The sequence below is a fragment of the Microbispora sp. ZYX-F-249 genome (assembly GCF_039649665.1).
GTDB classification, from domain to species: Bacteria; Actinomycetota; Actinomycetes; order Streptosporangiales; family Streptosporangiaceae; genus Microbispora; species Microbispora maris.
Genome location: NZ_JBDJAW010000013.1, coordinates 17155 through 34332 on the forward strand (window position 1 = coordinate 17155; position 17178 = coordinate 34332).

The 17178-nt window shown below is 71.9% G+C and carries 18 protein-coding genes; 11 read left to right on the forward strand and 7 right to left on the reverse strand.

All coding sequences use genetic code 11. From position 1 onward, the window contains the following. Window positions 1-32 precede the first annotated feature (32 nt). Window positions 33-1124, reverse strand: a complete 1092-nt coding sequence (gene trpS, locus AAH991_RS17285; protein ID WP_346226860.1) for a tryptophan--tRNA ligase — start codon at window positions 1122-1124, stop codon at window positions 33-35. A gap of 572 nt (window positions 1125-1696) precedes the next feature. On the opposite strand from trpS, the gene AAH991_RS17290 reads away from it, so the two are divergent. Together AAH991_RS17290 and pth are read left to right on the forward strand one after the other, a co-directional pair. Continuing rightward, window positions 1697-2293: a 50S ribosomal protein L25/general stress protein Ctc gene (locus AAH991_RS17290; protein ID WP_346226861.1), complete on the forward strand. Its 597-nt coding sequence runs from the start codon at window positions 1697-1699 to the stop codon at window positions 2291-2293. 79 nt (window positions 2294-2372) lie between these two features. After that, window positions 2373-2984, forward strand: a complete 612-nt coding sequence (gene pth, locus AAH991_RS17295) for an aminoacyl-tRNA hydrolase (RefSeq protein ID WP_346226862.1) — start codon at window positions 2373-2375, stop codon at window positions 2982-2984. Here the strand turns inward: pth and AAH991_RS17300 are convergent. Beyond that, window positions 2959-3582: an exonuclease gene (locus AAH991_RS17300; RefSeq protein ID WP_346226863.1), complete on the reverse strand. Its 624-nt coding sequence runs from the start codon at window positions 3580-3582 to the stop codon at window positions 2959-2961. The two genes, pth and AAH991_RS17300, sit on opposite strands and share 26 nt — an antisense overlap. Before the next feature lie 75 nt (window positions 3583-3657). On the opposite strand from AAH991_RS17300, the gene AAH991_RS17305 reads away from it, so the two are divergent. Genes AAH991_RS17305 through cysN form a run of 4 tightly spaced genes read left to right on the forward strand, consistent with a single transcriptional unit; the run spans window position 3658 to window position 8086 of the window. Beyond that, the gene (locus AAH991_RS17305; protein ID WP_346226864.1) at window positions 3658-5121 is read left to right on the forward strand and encodes a sugar transferase; all 1464 of its coding nucleotides are present in this window, start codon (window positions 3658-3660) and stop codon (window positions 5119-5121) included. 3 nt (window positions 5122-5124) lie between these two features. Beyond that, the gene (locus AAH991_RS17310) at window positions 5125-5898 is read left to right on the forward strand and encodes a 3'(2'),5'-bisphosphate nucleotidase CysQ (RefSeq protein ID WP_346226865.1); all 774 of its coding nucleotides are present in this window, start codon (window positions 5125-5127) and stop codon (window positions 5896-5898) included. Window positions 5899-5909: 11 nt separating this feature from the next. Then, window positions 5910-6824 (forward strand): sulfate adenylyltransferase subunit CysD, encoded by a 915-nt coding sequence (cysD, locus tag AAH991_RS17315; RefSeq protein ID WP_346226866.1) that lies wholly within the window; start codon window positions 5910-5912, stop codon window positions 6822-6824. Then, on the forward strand, window positions 6824-8086 hold the full coding sequence (gene cysN, locus AAH991_RS17320; RefSeq protein WP_346226867.1) for a sulfate adenylyltransferase subunit CysN: 1263 nt from the start codon (window positions 6824-6826) through the stop codon (window positions 8084-8086). The genes cysD and cysN overlap by 1 nt, the downstream gene beginning before the upstream one ends. 97 nt (window positions 8087-8183) lie before the next feature. On the opposite strand, the gene AAH991_RS17325 is transcribed toward cysN, so the two are convergent. The 4 genes from AAH991_RS17325 to AAH991_RS17340 are packed head-to-tail and all read right to left on the reverse strand — an operon-like array spanning window position 8184 to window position 11025. Further along, window positions 8184-9401 (reverse strand): NAD(P)/FAD-dependent oxidoreductase, encoded by a 1218-nt coding sequence (locus AAH991_RS17325; RefSeq protein ID WP_346226868.1) that lies wholly within the window; start codon window positions 9399-9401, stop codon window positions 8184-8186. A gap of 16 nt (window positions 9402-9417) precedes the next feature. After that, a complete protein-coding gene (gene folE, locus AAH991_RS17330; RefSeq protein ID WP_346226869.1) occupies window positions 9418-10017 on the reverse strand; it encodes a GTP cyclohydrolase I FolE in 600 nt (199 codons plus the stop codon). Between the two features lies 1 nt (window position 10018). Beyond that, the gene (locus AAH991_RS17335) at window positions 10019-10447 is read right to left on the reverse strand and encodes a hypothetical protein (RefSeq protein WP_346226870.1); all 429 of its coding nucleotides are present in this window, start codon (window positions 10445-10447) and stop codon (window positions 10019-10021) included. A 32-nt stretch (window positions 10448-10479) separates the two neighbouring features. Continuing rightward, window positions 10480-11025, reverse strand: coding sequence for a DUF2231 domain-containing protein (locus AAH991_RS17340; RefSeq protein WP_346226871.1), 546 nt, complete (start codon window positions 11023-11025; stop codon window positions 10480-10482). A 126-nt stretch (window positions 11026-11151) separates the two neighbouring features. Here AAH991_RS17340 and AAH991_RS17345 point away from each other — a divergent pair, with 126 nt between their 5' ends. From AAH991_RS17345 to AAH991_RS17360, 4 genes are all read left to right on the forward strand, one after another. Beyond that, on the forward strand, window positions 11152-11841 hold the full coding sequence (locus AAH991_RS17345) for a helix-turn-helix transcriptional regulator (RefSeq protein WP_346226872.1): 690 nt from the start codon (window positions 11152-11154) through the stop codon (window positions 11839-11841). Window positions 11842-12019: 178 nt separating this feature from the next. Continuing rightward, a complete protein-coding gene (locus AAH991_RS17350; RefSeq protein WP_346226873.1) occupies window positions 12020-12943 on the forward strand; it encodes a sulfotransferase family protein in 924 nt (307 codons plus the stop codon). Continuing rightward, the gene (locus AAH991_RS17355; protein WP_346226874.1) at window positions 12940-13908 is read left to right on the forward strand and encodes a glycosyltransferase family 2 protein; all 969 of its coding nucleotides are present in this window, start codon (window positions 12940-12942) and stop codon (window positions 13906-13908) included. The genes AAH991_RS17350 and AAH991_RS17355 overlap by 4 nt, the downstream gene beginning before the upstream one ends. Before the next feature lie 143 nt (window positions 13909-14051). After that, window positions 14052-14831, forward strand: a complete 780-nt coding sequence (locus AAH991_RS17360) for a WecB/TagA/CpsF family glycosyltransferase (protein ID WP_507185148.1) — start codon at window positions 14052-14054, stop codon at window positions 14829-14831. 50 nt (window positions 14832-14881) lie between these two features. Here AAH991_RS17360 and AAH991_RS17365 read toward each other — a convergent pair whose 3' ends face one another. Next, on the reverse strand, window positions 14882-16477 hold the full coding sequence (locus AAH991_RS17365; protein WP_346226876.1) for an FAD-dependent oxidoreductase: 1596 nt from the start codon (window positions 16475-16477) through the stop codon (window positions 14882-14884). Between the two features lie 37 nt (window positions 16478-16514). Between AAH991_RS17365 and AAH991_RS17370 the strand changes: the two genes are divergently transcribed. Further along, window positions 16515-17162 carry a TetR/AcrR family transcriptional regulator gene (locus tag AAH991_RS17370; protein WP_346226877.1) on the forward strand — a complete coding sequence of 216 codons (648 nt, stop codon included), beginning with the start codon at window positions 16515-16517 and terminating at the stop codon, window positions 17160-17162. Window positions 17163-17178 lie beyond the last annotated feature (16 nt).

A 17178-nucleotide genomic window follows, 5' to 3' on the forward strand; every position in this document is an offset into this window, starting at 1 on the left:
AATGCCGGCCGGGGGCCCGGGGGCGCCGGTAGTCAGTAGTAGAGGGCTTTCATCGCCGCACGCACTTCCACGAGGGTGGCCTCGGCGATGGCGGCGGCGCGTTCGTTGCCGTCGCGTAGCACGCCGCGGATGTGGGCGCGGTCCCGCGCCAGCTCGGCGCGCCGCGCCCGGATGGGCGCGAAGTAGTCGTTGACCGCGTCGGTGACGACGGCCTTCAACGCGGCGGCTCCCCTGCCCCCGATCTCGCCGGCCACCTCGTGCGGGTCCCGGCCGAGGCACAGCGCGGCCAGCAGGACCAGGCTGGATACCTCGGGCCGGGCGACGGGGTCGTACGCGATGTGGCGGTCCCCGTCGGTCTTCGCGCCGCGGATCAGCCTGGCGGTCTCGTCGGCGCCGGCGGCCAGGGCGATGGCGTTGCCCCGGCTCTTGCTCATCTTGCCTCCGTCGGTGCCGAGCAGCAGCGGGGCGTCGGACAGCAGCGCCTCCGGCTCGGGGAACACCGGCCCGTCCGGGGTGCCGTAGCGGTTGTTGAAGCGGCGCGCGACGGTGCGGGCCACCTCCAGGTGGGGCAGCTGGTCCTGCCCGACCGGGACGAGCCCGGCCTTGCAGAACAGGATGTCGGCCGCCTGGTGAACCGGATAGGTGAACATCAGCCCGCTGACCGCCGACTGGCGCGAGTGCGCGATCTCGTCCTTGACCGTGGGGTTGCGGCCCAGCTCCGCGACCGAGACCAGGCTGAGGAACGGCAGGAGCAACTGGTTGAGCGCGGGTATCGCGCTGTGCGTGAAGATCGTGGCCCGGGCCGGGTCGATGCCCACGGCCAGATAGTCGAGCACCAGGTCCTCCACGTGCTCGGCGAGCCGGTCGGCGACGTCGCGATCGGTCAGGACCTGGTAGTCCGCGACGAGCACCATCACGTCCACCCCGAGGTTCTGCAGGCGGACGCGGTTGTGCAGACTGCCGAAGTAGTGCCCCAGGTGCAGCCGCCCGGTCGGGCGGTCGCCGGTCAGCGCGCGGAACCGGCCGGGCCGCTCCCGGACCGATCTCTCCAGTTCGGCGCTGCGCCGTCGCGCGGCCGGGACGCCGAGGTCGTCGGACGCGGTGATGTCGAGGGTCGTGCTCATGTGGTCTCTCCCTTGGCGGCTGGTCCGCCGTCCCGACGGCGACCCCTCGTCCAGGGAGCACGAAAAAGGGCCGTCCATCCGAACGGCCCGGTCGTACGCGTGTGAGATGGCCGCTCCTACGAGGAGCGCCACCAGCCCAGACACGACGTACGAATCACGCGGCCAGTGTAACGGCCACCAGAACACCGCGGGAGATCCGAGCGACGCGGGAACACCAAGCGACGCGGGAACACCGAGCGCGCCCAGTCGGCGCGCTGTCGAACGCGAGCTGCGCGACTCCGCCTGACCAACGGCGTCTCCGTCCAGGCGCGATCCCGGCGGATGCGAGCGCCCAGCCGAGCGACGCGGGAGACACGAGCGAGCCGGGGGGCGCGCCGGTGTCTGGACTGAGGAGCGCGCGGAGTGAGGAACGAGCGAGCACGCACCGAGGGAAGACATCGGGTAAGAGCGCCCAGCCGAGCGACGCGGGAGACACGGTAGGCTGTGAGGGTTGCGCTCGTAACGCCTTCCGCTAGGGCGGGTGAGGGGGAGCGCGCCAATCCGTCACTCGAGTCATCCCTAGGAGATGTGCCGTGTCCGAAGTACTCATCGCCGCCGAGCTTCGCAACGAGTTCGGCAAGGGCGCCGCCCGCAAGATCCGCCGGGCGAACAAGGTCCCCGCTGTCCTGTACGGCCACGGCACCGAGCCCAAGCACCTGACCCTCCCCGGCCATGACCTGCTGCTCGCGCTGCGCACGCCGAACGTGCTCATCCGCCTGCGGGGCGAGGGCGTGGACGAGATCGCGCTGCCCAAGGGCGTCCAGCGCGACCCGATCAAGGGTTTCCTCGAGCACGTCGACCTGCTGCTGGTCAAGCGCGGCGAGACGGTCACCGTCGAGATCCCGGTCACCGTCACCGGTGACCCGATCGGCAGCGCCATCGTCGAGCAGCAGCTCGTCACGATCTCGGTCGAGACCGAGGCGACCCACATCCCGACCGGTGTCGAGGTCGACGTGGACGGCAAGGACGCCGGCTTCGCGGTGCACGCGAGCGACCTGAAGCTGCCGGAGGGCACCACGCTGGCCGGCGACCCCGAGGCCCTGGTGCTGCAGGTGATCGGCGCCCCGGTCGCCGAGCTGCCCGAGGAGGGCGAGGCCGCCGAGGGCGAGAGCGCCGAGGCCGCCGAGTAGGACCCGTTCGTGAGAGAGTCCTCCACAGGGTGTCCTGTGGAGGGCTCTTCCATGTGAGGAGACAGCGGAGGAGACAGCGATGTCCGACGCGTCCGCGCAGCGGTGGCTGGTGGCGGGCCTGGGCAACCCCGGGCCGGAGTACGCCGGAAACCGGCACAACGCGGGCTTCATGGTGCTCGACGAGCTGGCGGCCCGGGTGGGCGGGCGGTTCAAGGCACACAGGTCGCGGGCCGAGGTGGTCGAGGGCCGCCTGGCCGCGCTCCCGGTCGTGCTGGCCAAGCCGCTGTCGTTCATGAACCTGTCCGGCGGCCCGGTGAAGGCGCTGGCCGACTTCTACAAGGTCACCCCCGACCGGGTGATCGTGGTCCACGACGAGCTGGACATCCCGTACGGCGCGCTGCGCGCGAAGATCGGCGGCGGCGACAACGGCCACAACGGCCTGAAGTCGATCACGAAGTCGCTCGGGACGCGCGACTACCCGCGGATCAGGTTCGGCATCGGCCGCCCGCCGGGGCGCATGGACCCGGCGACCTTCGTGCTGCGCGACTTCGCCACGGCCGAGCGCAAGGACCTGCCGTTCCTCGTCGACCGGGCGGCCGACATGGTGGAGTCGCTGATGACCGCCGGTCTGGAGACCACGCAGAACCGCTTCCACGCCGCCGACCTCAATCCGGCGAAGCCTCCCCGCTGACGTCGCTCGCGTCGCGCTCGCGGGTGGCGCCCGGCCACTCCATGAGGTTCTGCAGCAGTTCCGCCTGCTCGATGGCGTCGTCGAGCGCGTTGTGGGTGTGCGGGCGCTTCGCGCGCACCTCGCGCGGCATCTGGCGCTTGGTCGCCCAGGCCACCGGCACCACGGCCTTGGCGGCGTACAACGTCTTGATGTCGATGCACCGGGAGTGGCCGAAGGGCGACTCCCCGGTGAACCGGAGGAAGTACCAGTACATCCACATCCAGTCGTACGACAGCGGGAATGCCGCGAGCACCGGCAGGTCGCCGTCGCACACCTCGCGCACCCAGGCCGACGCCGCCGTCATCGCCTCGGCCGGGTCGCGTCCCTCGCGCAGCAGCACCGTCCGGTCGAGGCCGCTCACCGCCAGCGCCTCCGCCACGTAGTCGTCGCTGATCGGCCGTAACTCCGCGTAGAACGTCAGGGCCTCCGGGTCGGTCCGCTCGAACCGCCGCCCGGTCATCCGGCCGGCCACGGTCATGCCGAAGCTGACCATCGAGTACGGCCCCGGAATCGGGCCGTCCGCCTCGACATCAACCGATATGTACGTTTCGGCTTTCACTGAAATCTCCCTGAGACTCCGGGGCGGGCGGCTAGCATTCCATCACGATCGGTAGCCGAATCATCACGGGGGGCGATGGTGCTGGACGGTGACACGTCCTCGCTCGCCGTCGGCACGTCGCGCGACTCGCCCGCCCATCCGATGCCCCGGCCGCCCGCGTGGGCCGTCCGATATCGGCTCACCGCAGCCGTCTGCGACATCCTGGGGGCCTTTCTGGCGGGGGTCACCGCGGTGGTGATCCGGTTCGGCGAGGTTACTCCGTACGTGACGCCGTATGTCATGGCGAGCGCCGCGCTGCCCGCCGTCTGGGCGGTGATCCTGGTCCTCAACCGGGCGTACGAGCCGCGCCTGATCGGCGTGGGGGCGGAGGAGTTCCGCCGGGTCGCGCGGGCGGGTTTCACGCTGGTCGCGGGCGTCGCGATCATCGCGTACGCGTCGAAGACCGACATCGCCCGCGGCTACGTGCTGATCGCGCTGCCGCTCGCCACCGCGCTCACGCTCGGCGCCCGGTACGGCCTGCGGCGGCGGCTGCACCGCAGACGGGCGAGGGGCCAGGGCGGCATGCGCAGGGTGGTGGCCGTGGGCCACCGGACGGCGATCGCCGAACTGGTCGGCACCTTCCGCAGGGAGCGCTACCACGGCATGGAGGTGGTGGCCGCCTGCGTGCCCGCCCACGCCACCGGCGGGGTCGGCGACGTGCCGGTGCTGGGCGACTTCACCGACGTGCCGCTGGTGGTGGAGCAGGTCCGGGCGGACACGGTCGCGGTGCTCGCCTGCCCCGAGCTGGACGGCACGGCGCTGCGCAGGCTGGCGTGGCGGCTGGAGCGCACGCGCACCGACCTGGTGGTGGCGCCCGCGCTGATGGAGGTCGCCGGCCCGCGGACCGCGATCCGGCCCGTCGCCGGGCTCCCGCTGCTGCACGTGGAGCATCCCGAGCTGGCGGGCGGACGCCGGCTGGTCAAGGACGTGTTCGACCGGCTGGTCGCCGCCGCGGCGCTGGTCGTGCTGGCCCCGCTGCTGGCCGTCGTCGCGGTGGCCGTGCGGGCGACCAGCCCGGGCCCCGCCCTGTTCCGCCAGCGGCGGGTCGGCAGGGACGGCGCCGAGTTCACGATCCTGAAGTTCCGCACCATGCGGCGGGACGCGGAGGCCCGCAAGGTCGAGCTGGTCAGCGACGCCGAGGGCGTGCTGTTCAAGGTGCGCAGGGATCCGCGGGTCACCCCGCTCGGCGCCGCGCTGCGGCGTTACTCGATGGACGAGCTGCCGCAGCTCATCAACGTGCTGCGGGGCGACATGTCGCTCGTCGGGCCGCGTCCGCCGCTGCCCGAGGAGGTCGCGCGGTACGGCGACGACGTACGCAGGAGGCTGGTGGTGCGGCCGGGGATGACCGGCCTCTGGCAGGTCAACGGCCGGTCTGACCTCTCGTGGGAGGAATCGGTACGGTTGGACCTACGTTATGTCGAGAACTGGTCTCTCATGCTGGATCTGCAGATCTTATGGAAGACGTGGTCTGCGGTGGCGCGCGGAGCGGGAGCGTACTGAGGAATGACGATACGGGACGACCATTCCCTTGCCGGACAGCTGGCGACGGAGGCGGGGGAGCGGCTTGTGGAGCTGCGCGCCCGTCTCGGGTTCGCGGACGCCCGGGCGTTGAAGGACGCGGGTGACCAGGCCTCGCACCGATTCCTCATGGACGCGCTGGCACGGCTGCGGCCGGACGACGCCGTGTTGTCGGAGGAGGCGACCCGCGAGGAGCGGATGGACCCCCGGCGGCTGTCGGCCGAGCGGGTGTGGATCGTCGACCCCCTCGACGGCACCCGCGAGTTCTCCGAGCAGGGCCGCACCGACTGGGCCGTCCACGTGGCGCTGTGGGAACGCGGATCTCTCACGGCCGGTGCGGTCGCGCTGCCCGCGCAGGTTCGTACGCTCACGACGGCGGCGCCGCCCGAGCTGCCGGAGAAGGTGCGCGAGCCGTTCCGCATCGCGGTCAGCCGCACCCGGCCGCCCGAGTTCGTCCGTGAGCTGGCCGCCCGCCTCGGCGGGGAGCTCGTCCCCATCGGCTCGGCCGGTGCCAAGATCGCCGCGGTCCTCACCGGAGAGGTCGAGGCGTACGTGCACGCCGGGGGGCAGTACGAGTGGGACTCGGCCGCGCCGGTCGCTGTGGCGGTCGCGGCGGGGGCCCACGCGAGCAGGATCGACGGCTCACCCCTGACCTACAACCAGGGGGACCCCTCACTGCCGGATATCCTGGTCTCCCTACCGGATCTGGCGCCAACGTTGCTCGCCGGAATCCGTGACCTGCATCGCCAGACTCCGTGAAGGAAGTCCCCATGCTTCAGCGTGACTACACCACGTCGCAGCTCGACGTGCTCGAGGCCGAGGCGATCCACATCATGCGCGAGGTCGCGGCCGAGTTCGAGCGCCCGTGTCTGCTCTTCTCCGGCGGCAAGGACTCGATCGTCATGCTGCGGGTCGCCGAGAAGGCATTCTGGCCGGCGCCGATCCCCTTCCCCCTGATGCACGTGGACACCGGCCACAACTTCCCCGAGGTGATCGAGTTCCGCGACCGGCGGGTCGCCGAGCTCGGCGCTCGGCTGGTGGTCGCCTCGGTCCAGGCGTCGATCGACGCCGGTCGCGTGACCGAGCAGACCGGGCGGCGGGCTTCCCGCAACCGGCTGCAGACCACGACGCTGCTGGACGCCATCGAGGAGCACGAGTTCGACGCGGTGTTCGGCGGAGCCCGGCGCGACGAGGAGAAGGCCCGGGCCAAGGAGCGGGTGTTCTCCTTCCGCGACGAGTTCGGCCAGTGGGACCCGAAGAACCAGCGCCCCGAGCTGTGGAACCTCTACAACACCAAGATCAGCAGGGGTGAGCACATCCGCGTGTTCCCCCTGTCGAACTGGACCGAGCTGGACGTGTGGCACTACATCCGGCGCGAGGGCATCGAGATTCCGTCCATCTACTTCGCCCACTCGCGCAGGGTCTTCGAACGCGACGGCATGCTGCTGGCCGACGCCGAGGTGGTCCAGCGGGGCGACGACGAGCCGGCGTTCGACGCGGTCGTCCGCTACCGCACCGTCGGCGACATGACCTGCACCGGGGCCGTCGCCTCCACCGCCACGACGGTGGAGCAGATCATCGACGAGATCGCCGCCACCCGGATCACCGAGCGCGGCGCCACCCGCGCCGACGACCGGGCCTCCGAGGCCGCCATGGAAGATCGCAAGAAGGAAGGCTACTTCTGATGGACATCCTTCGTTTCGCGACGGCGGGCAGCGTCGACGACGGCAAGTCGACGCTGATCGGGCGGCTGCTGTTCGACTCCAAGGCGATCTTCGAGGACCAGCTCGAGGCGGTGGAGCGCACCTCCCGCGACCGGGGCACGGAATACACCGACCTGTCGCTGCTGACCGACGGCCTGCGGGCCGAGCGCGAGCAGGGCATCACGATCGACGTGGCGTACCGCTACTTCGCCACGCCCAAGCGGAAGTTCATCATCGCCGACACCCCGGGGCACATCCAGTACACCCGGAACATGGTCACCGGCGCCTCCACCGCCGACCTGGCGATCATCCTGATCGACGCGCGCAAGGGCGTGCTGGAGCAGTCGCGGCGGCACGCCTTCCTGACCACGCTGCTGCGGGTGCCGCACCTCGTGCTCGCGGTCAACAAGATGGACCTCGTCGACTACTCCGAGGCCCGGTTCGAGGAGATCCGCGAGGAGTTCACCTCGTTCGCGAGCAAGCTCAACGCCTCGGACCTGACGTTCATCCCGATCTCGGCCCTGCACGGCGACAACGTCGTGTCCCGGTCGGAGAACATGCCGTGGTACGAGGGCTCGTCGCTGCTGCACCACCTGGAGAACGTGCACATCGCCTCCGACCGCAACCTGGTCGACGTGCGCTTCCCGGTGCAGTACGTCATCCGCCCGCACAACGCGACCGACCAGGAGCTGCACGACTACCGGGGCTACGCCGGGCAGGTCGCGGGCGGCGTGCTCAAGCCCGGCGACGAGGTGCTGCACCTGCCCTCCGGCCTGACCACGACGATCACCGCGATCGACACGTTCGACGGGCCGGTGGAGGAGGCGTTCGCGCCGATGTCGGTCACGCTGCGCCTGGGCGACGACATCGACATCTCCCGGGGCGACATGATCTGCCGGCCGAACAACCAGCCGCAGGCCGCTCAGGAGATCGACGCCATGGTCTGCTGGATGGCCGACGGCCTGAAGCTCCAGCCCCGCTCCAAGCTGATCATCAAGCACACCACCCGTACGGCCCGGGCCCTCGTGCGCGACCTGCACTACCGGCTCGACGTCAACACCCTGCACCGCGACGAGTCGGCCAGCTCACTCGGCCTGAACGAGATCGGCCGGGTGTCGCTGCGGACGACCCAGCCGCTGTTCGTGGACGACTACGCCCGCAACCGCCTGACCGGCGGCTTCATCCTGATCGACGAGGCCACCAACGGCACCGTCGGCGCCGGGATGATCGTCGACGCGCGCTGACCGGCGCTTGCCGGGAGTCCGGGAGGACCCGCGGGGGCGAGGCACGGGACGGTGATCCGGTGCTCGCCTCTCGGGACCTCCCGCAGGTCAGGCCGCGCTACGAAGCGGCGAGGATCTCCAGCGGCCGGTCGGGGTCGGCCAGCGCGTGGGACGTGACGGGCGTCCCTGCGCGTATCAGCCTCTTGATCGGCTCGACGACGTCCCAGACGTTGACGTTCATGCCGGCCAGGACGCGATCGCCCTTGAGCCAGAACGCGATGAACTTCCGGGCGGCGACGTCGCCCCGGAAGACCACCTGGTCGTAGCCGCCCGGCTCGACGTGGCCGACGTACTCCATGCCGAGGTCGTACTGGTCGGTGTAGAAGTAGGGCAGCTCCTCGTAGACCGCGTCCCGGCCCAGCATGGCGGCGGCGGCGACGGCGGGCTGTTTGAGCGCGTTGGCCCAGTGTTCGACCCGTACGTGCCTGCCCAGCAGAGGATGGTAGGCATTGGCGACGTCCCCGGCGGCGACGATGTCCGGGTCACCGGTCCGCAGGGTCGCGTCCACCACGACGCCGTTGTCCACGTGCAGCCCGGCGCGCAGGGCGAGCTCCACCTCGGGTTCGGCGCCGACGCCGACGAGGACGGCGTCGGCGGCGATCTCGCCGCCATCCCCCAGACGTACGCCCGAGGGCGTGATCTCGCTGACGGTGACCCCCAGCCGGAGGTCGACGCCGTGGTCACGGTGCAGGCCGGCGAAGACCTGGGCGGCCTCGGGCCCGAGCACGCGCAGCAACGGCAGCCGCGCCGCCTCCAGCACCGTGACCGCGACGCCGGCCCGCCGGGCGGCCGCGGTGACCTCCAGCCCGATCCAGCCGGCCCCGATCACCGCCATCCGGGACACGCTCCCGAGGACGTCCCTGAGCGACTCGCAGTCCTCGATCCGGCGCAGGTAGCGCACGTGCGGCGCCCGCGCGCCGGGGATCGGCGGCCTTCGCGGGCGGGCCCCGGTGGCCAGCAGCAGCTTGTCGTACTCGATCGCGCCGCCGTCGGCCAGTTCGACGCGGTGGGCGCCGCGGTCGAGGCCGGTCGCGGCCACGCCGAGCAGCACCTCGACGTCGTGCTCGGCGTACCAGCCGTCCTGATGGACGAAGACGCCGGCACGGTCGGTCGAGCCCGTCAGGCAGCCCTTGGACAGCGGGGGCCGTTCATAGGGCCGGTGCGGCTCGGCGCCGATCAGCGTGATGCGCCCGTCGAATCCCTGCTCGCGCAGGGCCTCGGCGGCCTTGGCTCCGGCCAGGCCGGCTCCGACGATCACGAACCTCTGCTGTGTCACGGCGATGGTCTCCTTTTCAGGCACGGGTGCCGGTGAGGGCGAAGAACTCCTGACGGGATCGGGCGTCCTCCCGCAGGATGCCCAGCAGGGTCGAGGTGACGGTGGTCGAGCCGACGGCCCGTACCCCTCGCAGGGTCATGCAGGTGTGCTCGGCCTCGATCACGACGCCGACCCCCGCGGGTCGCAACCGGTCGGCGAGCCAGTCGGCCACCTGTTTCGTGAGCCGTTCCTGCACCTGCGGCCGGCGGGCGAAGTGCTCGACGACGCGGGCCAGCTTGGACAGCCCGAGGATGCGGTCGCCGGGGAGATAGCCGACATGGGCGACTCCGGCGAAGGGCAGCAGGTGATGTTCGCAGACCGAGCGGACCGGGATCGCCCGGGCCAGCACGAGTTCGTCGTAGCACTCCTCGTTGGGGAAGGTGGTGAGGTCGAACGGGCGTGGCGTGAACAGCTCGGCATACGCCTTCACCATCCGCGCCGGAGTCTCCCGCAGGCTCTCGGAGTCCGTCGAGATGCCCAGCGCCTCAAGGAACTGGCCGGCCGCGCGCTCGGCGGCGGCCAGGTCCACACCGTCGCGCGGCTCGGCGATCACCCTCAGGGCACTACCGGTACGCATCTCAGCCGCCGCTCACGCCGAGCGCGGTCAGCAGCACCAGCACGACGGTGGCCACCGCCAGCAGCCCGTGGCCGGCCACGATCACGACCGGGAAGTGCCGCTCGGGCGGTCCCGCCGTGCCGGTGGCGCCGGGCCCGCCGGCCACCGCCGTACGGGCGCGGTAGGCGGGGATCCACCGGGCGAACATCGCGAAGCCCAGCAGCGCGACCGGAACCAGCAGGACCAGCGCGACCCACGCCAGGGCGGCGAGGCCGGCGAACAGGTAGACGATCCACACCACCAGCCCGGCGGCGGCCAGCGCGAAGTGGCCGAAGATCAGCCCCGGTGAGAAGCGGCTGGTGCGCCGGCCGCCTCTGGCGATCCAGGTGCCCAGCATCACGAAGCCGCCCACCGCGGTGAGCAGCCACGTGACCAGTGCCGCGATACCCATGACGAGTTCTCCTCCTGTAGGTGGAATGAAGGTCAGCGCCGGAAACCGTCGGCCTGGGTGACCTCGTCGGCCACCCGTACGCCGTAGCGATAGGCGAGCTTGCCGCCCAGATAGCCGGAGACCACGAGCAGCGCCAGGCTGCCCGCCGAGAGCAGCAGCGGGCCGAGCGCGACCGGGCCGCCGGTCGCTGTGCCGGTCCCTGTGCCGGCCGTGCCGACCGATGTGCCCGCCTGACGCCACAGGAAGCCGGCGGCGTACGCGGCGGTGATCACGAGGTTCAGCCCCATGTGGAGCAGACCCGTGCGGAACGCCGGGGTGCCCGCCGGGATGGCGAACAGGTCGAGGAACCCGGCCATCGCCGCGGCCAGCGCGCCGAGCACGCCGATGGCGATCAGCCATTTCGAGCCCTCGGCCAGGAACCCCGGATCGGCAGCGAACCGGGACACCAGGTCGAAGACCATGCTCGCCACCCATGCCCCGATGGGCAGGGCGACCAGCATCGGGTGGAACGGATGGCCGTACGGCCCGGCCAGCATCGCGCTCACCGGTTGTTTCGCCTCGTGCAGCCCACCGGTCATCGGGACCTCCGCGTGTGACGTATTACGCCAATGAATGTTGGTCTTATTCGAGCGGGCGGTCAAGATGTTCGCGTACATCGGGGGGTTATGGTTTTCGACCGTGGCGGCAGGCGTTATCGTGGCGGGGTGACGACGGATCCCGCGATCAGTGCGGTGGCCGCGCTGGACGACGCGCTGCGGCAGGGCATGTACGCCTACATCCGCAGGATGCGCCGCCCGGTGACCCGGGACGAGGCCGCCGCCTCGGTCGGGATCTCCCGCAAGCTGGCCGCCTTCCATCTGGACAAACTGGTCGACGCCGGCCTGCTGCGCGCCCGCTACGAGGCCGTCGGCGGCATCCGCAAGGTCGGCCGCACCCCGAAGGTCTACGAACCCACCGAGACCGACATCCGCGTCACCATCCCCGAGCGCCGCCACGAGGTGCTGGCCGACATCCTCATGGACGCCGTTCTCGCGGAGGGCGAAGGGGAGAGCGCCCGCCAGGCGGCGGTCCGGGTCGCGGGCCGGCGCGGCGCGGAGATCGGCGCTGCGGAACGCGCCCGGGCCAAGCCCGGCCGCCTCGGCGCGGAACGCGCCCTCACCCTGCTCGAAGGCCTGCTCGCGCGGCACGGCTTCGAGCCCGGCCGTGAGTCCCCCACCTGCGTACGGCTGCGCAACTGCCCGTTCCATCCGCTGGCGGCGCGCGCCCCCGACCTGGTCTGCGGGGTCAACCACGCCTTCCTCGACGGCATGCTCACCGGACTGGAGGCCTCCAGGGTGCGGGCCGTCCTGGTGCCGCGGCCGGGGGAGTGCTGCGTCGAACTGCGCTCCTCCTGAGGCGGTCTTCCCGCTGGGAGTGCGGACGGCTCACGTGGCGGCGTCGCCGGCTTCACCCGCCCCCGCCGTCCGCGTTCCGCTGCCGACGGGGGCTCGTAGATCCTTTGCCTGATCGGCAGTCGTCCGATCACCCTCCGCGCTAGGGTCGTCACGTTTCGCATCCATCCATGGAGGACACGTGGCCGACACACAGCCAGTGATCTTCGTGGGCGGCCTGGGACGCAGCGGCAGCACCCTGCTCGAACGTCTCCTCGGCGAGGTGCCCGGCGTGGCGCCGCTCGGCGAGGTCGTCCACCTGTGGGACCGCGGCGTACGCGCCGACGAGCCCTGCGGCTGCGGGCAGCGGTTCTCCCAGTGCCCGTTCTGGACGAAGGTGGGCACCCGCGCGTTCGGGCAGTGGCGGCAGAGCCAGGCGGGCTGGCTGCCCGGCCTGCGCGCCCGCGTCGACCGGACCCGCCGCCTGCCCGTCCTCGCCATCGGGCTCGCGAGCCGCGAGGCCGAGCTGGCTGAGTACGTCCGGTCGTACTCCCGCATCTACACGGCGGCGGCCGAGATCGCCGACGCCCGGGTCGTCGTCGACTCCAGCAAGCACGCCTCCCTGGCGTACTGCCTGGCCGCGATCATGGAGCTGCGGGTCGTGCAGGTGGTGCGCGACCCCCGCGCGGTGGCCGCGTCGTGGCGGCGCAGGGTGCGCAGGCCCGAGGACGGGCGGCCGATGACCCGCTGGACGCCCGCGCGCACCGCCGTCCACTGGCTGGCCCAGAACCTCGCCTTCGAGGTGCTGCGCCGCAAGGGCGTGCAGGTCGTCCGGGTGCGTCACGAGGACCTGGCGCGCGACCCCCGCGCGACCCTGGCACGCCTGGCCGCGCGGCTCGGCCTCCCGGACGACGGCCTCGCCTTCCTGGACGACCGCGAGGCGCTGCTCGGCGTCGCGCACACCGTCTCCGGCAACCCGATGCGCTTCTCCGTGGGCCCGGTCGAGATACGGAACCGTCCGGCGCCCCTGCCGCGCCCCCAGCGGTGGCTCGTCACCGCGCTCACCCTTCCACTTCTCCTCTTCTACGGTTACGGTCTCGCCTACCGACGGGGAGCCGGACGTTGAGGCCGTCCGTCGGCGTCGTCATCCCCACCCGCGGCGACCGGCCCGGCCCGCTCCTGGCCGCGCTGACCGGGGTGCTCGCCCAGGACTACGCCGGCCGGGTCGAGGTGGTGGTCGTGGCCGACGGCGTCCCCGCCTTCCTCGTCGCCCGGCAGGTGTCGGCGGCCGACGCCGGGGCTCATTCGGGGGCTCATTCGGGGGCTCATTCGGGGGCCGGCCCGGATGACGCCGGAGCGGCCCGGAGCGTCCGCGTGCTGGGCAACCGGAGCGCTCGCGGCCTGCCGGGCGCGCGCAACACGGGGATCTCCGCACTCGGCACGGAGCTGGTCGCCTTCTGCGACGACGACGACCTCTGGCTGCCCGGCAAGCTGGCCGCCCAGGTCGCCGCGCTGGCGGAGGAGCCCGCCGCGGGTTTCGCGAGCTGCGCCGTCGAGGTCGAGTACGGCGACCGCCGGGTGCCGCGGCTGGCCGGCACGGGCAGGGTCACCCACCGGCACCTCACCCGTTCGCGCATGATGATGGTGCACTCCTCGACGTTCCTGTTCCGCCGGGGCTGGACCTGGGTGGACGAGAGCGCCCCGGGCGGTCAGAACGAGGACTGGGATCTCGCGCTGCGGGCCGCCTGGCGGCATCCGATCGTCCACGTCGACCGGCCGCTCGTGCGGGTGCGCTGGGGCTCCTCGCACTACGCGGGGCGGTGGGCCGACCGGATCGCGGGCCTGGAGTGGATGCTCGCGCGGCATCCCGGGCTGGCCGCCGAGCCACGAGGCGCGGCGCGCGTCTACGGGCAGCTCGCCTTCTGCCACGCCGCCCTCGGCCGGCGTCGCGAGGCCGCCCGCTGGTCGCTGCGCGCCTTCTCCGCGCGGCCGGGCGAGCCGCGCGCGGCGATGGCGCTGGCGGTCGCCGGAGGGCTGGTCAGCCCGCGTGCCGTGCTGCACGCCCTCCACCGCCGCGGCCACGGCATCTGATGACAGAGCCCGTGCTGGCCCGTCCGCCGTTCCCGTCGAGGACACCCCCCTTCCGTTCCGGAAACGCCTCCGGGGGCTCCGACCGCTCCCGGGACCTCCCGGGCGGGAGGCGAGCGGAGGAGGGCGCACGGGCGCGGGCCGAGATGCCTCGGGCCGGCCGGGTCGAAGTGGCGGGAGTGCGGCTCGACCCGCTCCCCGAGGCGCAGGTGGTGGCGCATGTCATGGACGCGCTGGAGCGCGGCGCGGGCGGTCACGTCGTCACGCCCAACGTGGACATCTGCCGCGCCGCCACCCGCGACCCCTCGCTGCGCGCGCTGATCGATGCGGCCGACCTCGCCGTGGCCGACGGCATGCCGCTGGTCTGGGCGTCGCGGTTGCTCGGCCGCCCGCTGCCGGAACGCGTCACCGGAGCCGATCTGATCTGGTCGCTGACCGCGGCGGCAGCGGATCGCGGTCTGCCCGTCTATCTCATCGGAGGGCCGCCGGGAGTCGCCGAGGCGGCGCGTGACGCGCTATGTGGGCGGTATCCGGGCCTGGTCGTGGCGGGCGTCCACGCCCCGCCGTACGGGTTCGAGACCAGCGCGGCGGCGATGGCGGAGGTGCGGGCGCGGCTCGTCGCCGCGCGGCCCTCCCTGGTCTTCGCCGGGCTCGGGTTCCCCCGGCAGGACCGGCTCATCGCGGCGCTCCGGAGCGAGTTGCCGGGCGCCTGGTTCGTGGGGTGCGGCGCGGCCATCGCGTTCGCCGCCGGATCGGTGCGCCGCGCGCCCGCGTGGATGGGCAACCACGGGCTGGAATGGCTTTACCGCCTGCTCGGCGAACCCCAGCGGCTCGCCCGCCGCTACCTCGTCGACGACCTGCCCTTCGCCCTCCGCCTCCTGACCGGCGCCCTGCTGCGCCGAGCCCTCCAGCCGCGAGAAGAGTGAGCAGCTCTCCCGCGGTCGAGAGGTGGCACGGGAACCCGGAAGGGACGTACTCAGGGCACACTTGCCGAACGAAAGTCGAAGATCGGCTGAGAGGGTCGGCCGATCGCGGCGAGGTAGCCCGTCACCGCCCGGACGTCGCCGGCGTCGGAGATCAGCCCGACGTGGCCGTCGGGGCGGATCAGCACCAGGGTGCGGTCGGACGCGTCGTAGGCGGCCGCGAGATGGCCTTCGGTGTCGGCGATATCGTCGGGTCCGGTCGGGTGCCCGACCACGTGGAGGGTCCTCAGGCCATGCTGAGCGACTTCGGCCGGGGTCGCGGGCCCGAAGGCCAGCAGGGTGAATCGTCCGCCGCGGGTCAGGTCGAACAGGCGGCGTTCGCCCTCGACCGTCGCCAGCTTCGTCGCGTCGGGGGCGCGGTCGCCGGCGCGGAGCGCCGCCGCGTCGTCGCGGTCGTCGCGTGCGAGGGCGGAGCCGCGGTATCCCACGTCGAGTTGGATCGTGCTCGCGTCGCGGCGGGTCGGGGCGGCCTGGATCTCGAGCGCCTGCTTGAGGCGTGCGTTCGAGAGGGCGAGCACGTGGGTTGCGACAGGCCGGCGCTCGGCTTCGTAACTGTCGAGCAGTTCGAACGCAGCGCCGTCGTTCGCGACCGCGGCGAGCTTCCAACCGAGGTTGTGCGCGTCCTGGATGCCGGTGTTCATGCCTTGTCCGCCTGCAGGCGAATGAACGTGCGCCGCGTCGCCGGCGAGGAACACGTTCCCTTCGCGATAGCGGTCGGCGAGACGGATGTTGGCGCGCCAGAGCGACGACCACTGGGGTTCGTGGAGGCGGATGTCGGTGCGACCAGTACGCCGCTCCAGGATCGCCCGCAGGTGCGCGAGGCCGAGCCCGGGATCCTGACCGGGCGCGATGCCGGCCGCATATTGGAACAGGCCGGTCGAGGGCAGCGGGCAGAGGCTGAGGAGGCCTTCCGGATGCTGCCATGCGTGCCAGGCGTCGCGATCAAGGCCGTCGACCGGGAGATCGGCGACGATCATTCGCACGTCCTCAAGCGTCTCGCCGACGAACGGGATGCCGGCCTGTTTGCGGACGACGCTGTGGCCGCCGTCGCAGCCGACCAGCCACCGTGTCCTGACGGTCTCGGCCATGCCGCCCGCGACGACCTCCGCGGTCACGACGTCATCCGACTGGTCGAAACCGACCAGCACCGTCCCGAACTCGACCGCGCCGCCGAGCTCCGACAGCCGCACCCGAAGCGCTTCCTCGACCCGCCATTGAGGCGTGATCAGGCTCGCCGCGTACGGGATGTCGGGACGGTTCGTCAGCGATTTCGGTACGGCGCCGCCGCGCGTCACCCGGCCGTCGGGCGCGGTCGCGTGCATGGGCATCGCCATCCACCCGTTTGCGAGCACGCGGTCGACGATCCCGAGGTCCTCGAACACCTCGAGAGAGCGCGGCTGGACGCCCTTGCCGCGCGAGCCGGGCCGCGGCCCCGGGGCGGCGTCTATGAGGCGGAAGGGGACCCCACTGCGGGCGAGCTCGCACGCCAGGGTCAGCCCCGTCGGGCCGGCCCCGACTATCAGCACCGTCGGCGTGTCCTGCACTCGCGGGTTCGTCGTCATCGGCTCGGCCACCGCATCCTCACGCAAGAAAGGAATCTCTTTCTATCTCACGGTAGGGATGGTTGTGGAGAAAGGCAAGCCTTTCTATCGTTGGGTGGTGGCCACTGACACGTCCGAGCCCGCCCGGCGTCGCCGGCACGGCAAGCAGCTCGAGTCCGCGATCCTCGCGGCAGGATGGGACGAGCTTGTCGAGGTCGGATACGCTCGTCTCACCATGGGGTCGGTCGCCGCTCGCGCTCACACCAGCGAGCCTGTGCTCTACCGCCGCTGGGCGAACAAAGACCAGCTCGTGCTCGCCGCGCTGGATCACTACCGGAACGCCAACCCAGTCGCCGTCCCCGACACCGGTGCACTCCGGAGCGACCTGCTCGCACAGTTGGCTGCCCTGGGCGAAGCCCTCGCAGGGTTTTTCGCCATCGCCGCGGCCGCCGCGTTCTCGGGGCTGCTCGCCGACACCGGTATGAGCCCCTCGCAGATCCGCGAGCACGTCATGGGCGATCAGTTGCTCCCGCACCGGCGGACCATTTACCAGCGCGCGCACGACCGTGGCGAGATCGATCTCGACCGGATACCCGCTGCGGTGCTCGCTCTGCCCTTCGAACTCGTGCGACACGACATGCTCATGGACCTCGGACCACCGAAGCCCCCGCGCATCCAGTCGATCGTGGACGAGCTCTTCCTGCCCCTGGTACGGGCTTATCCGGCGGGCTGACGACCGGAGTGCCAAA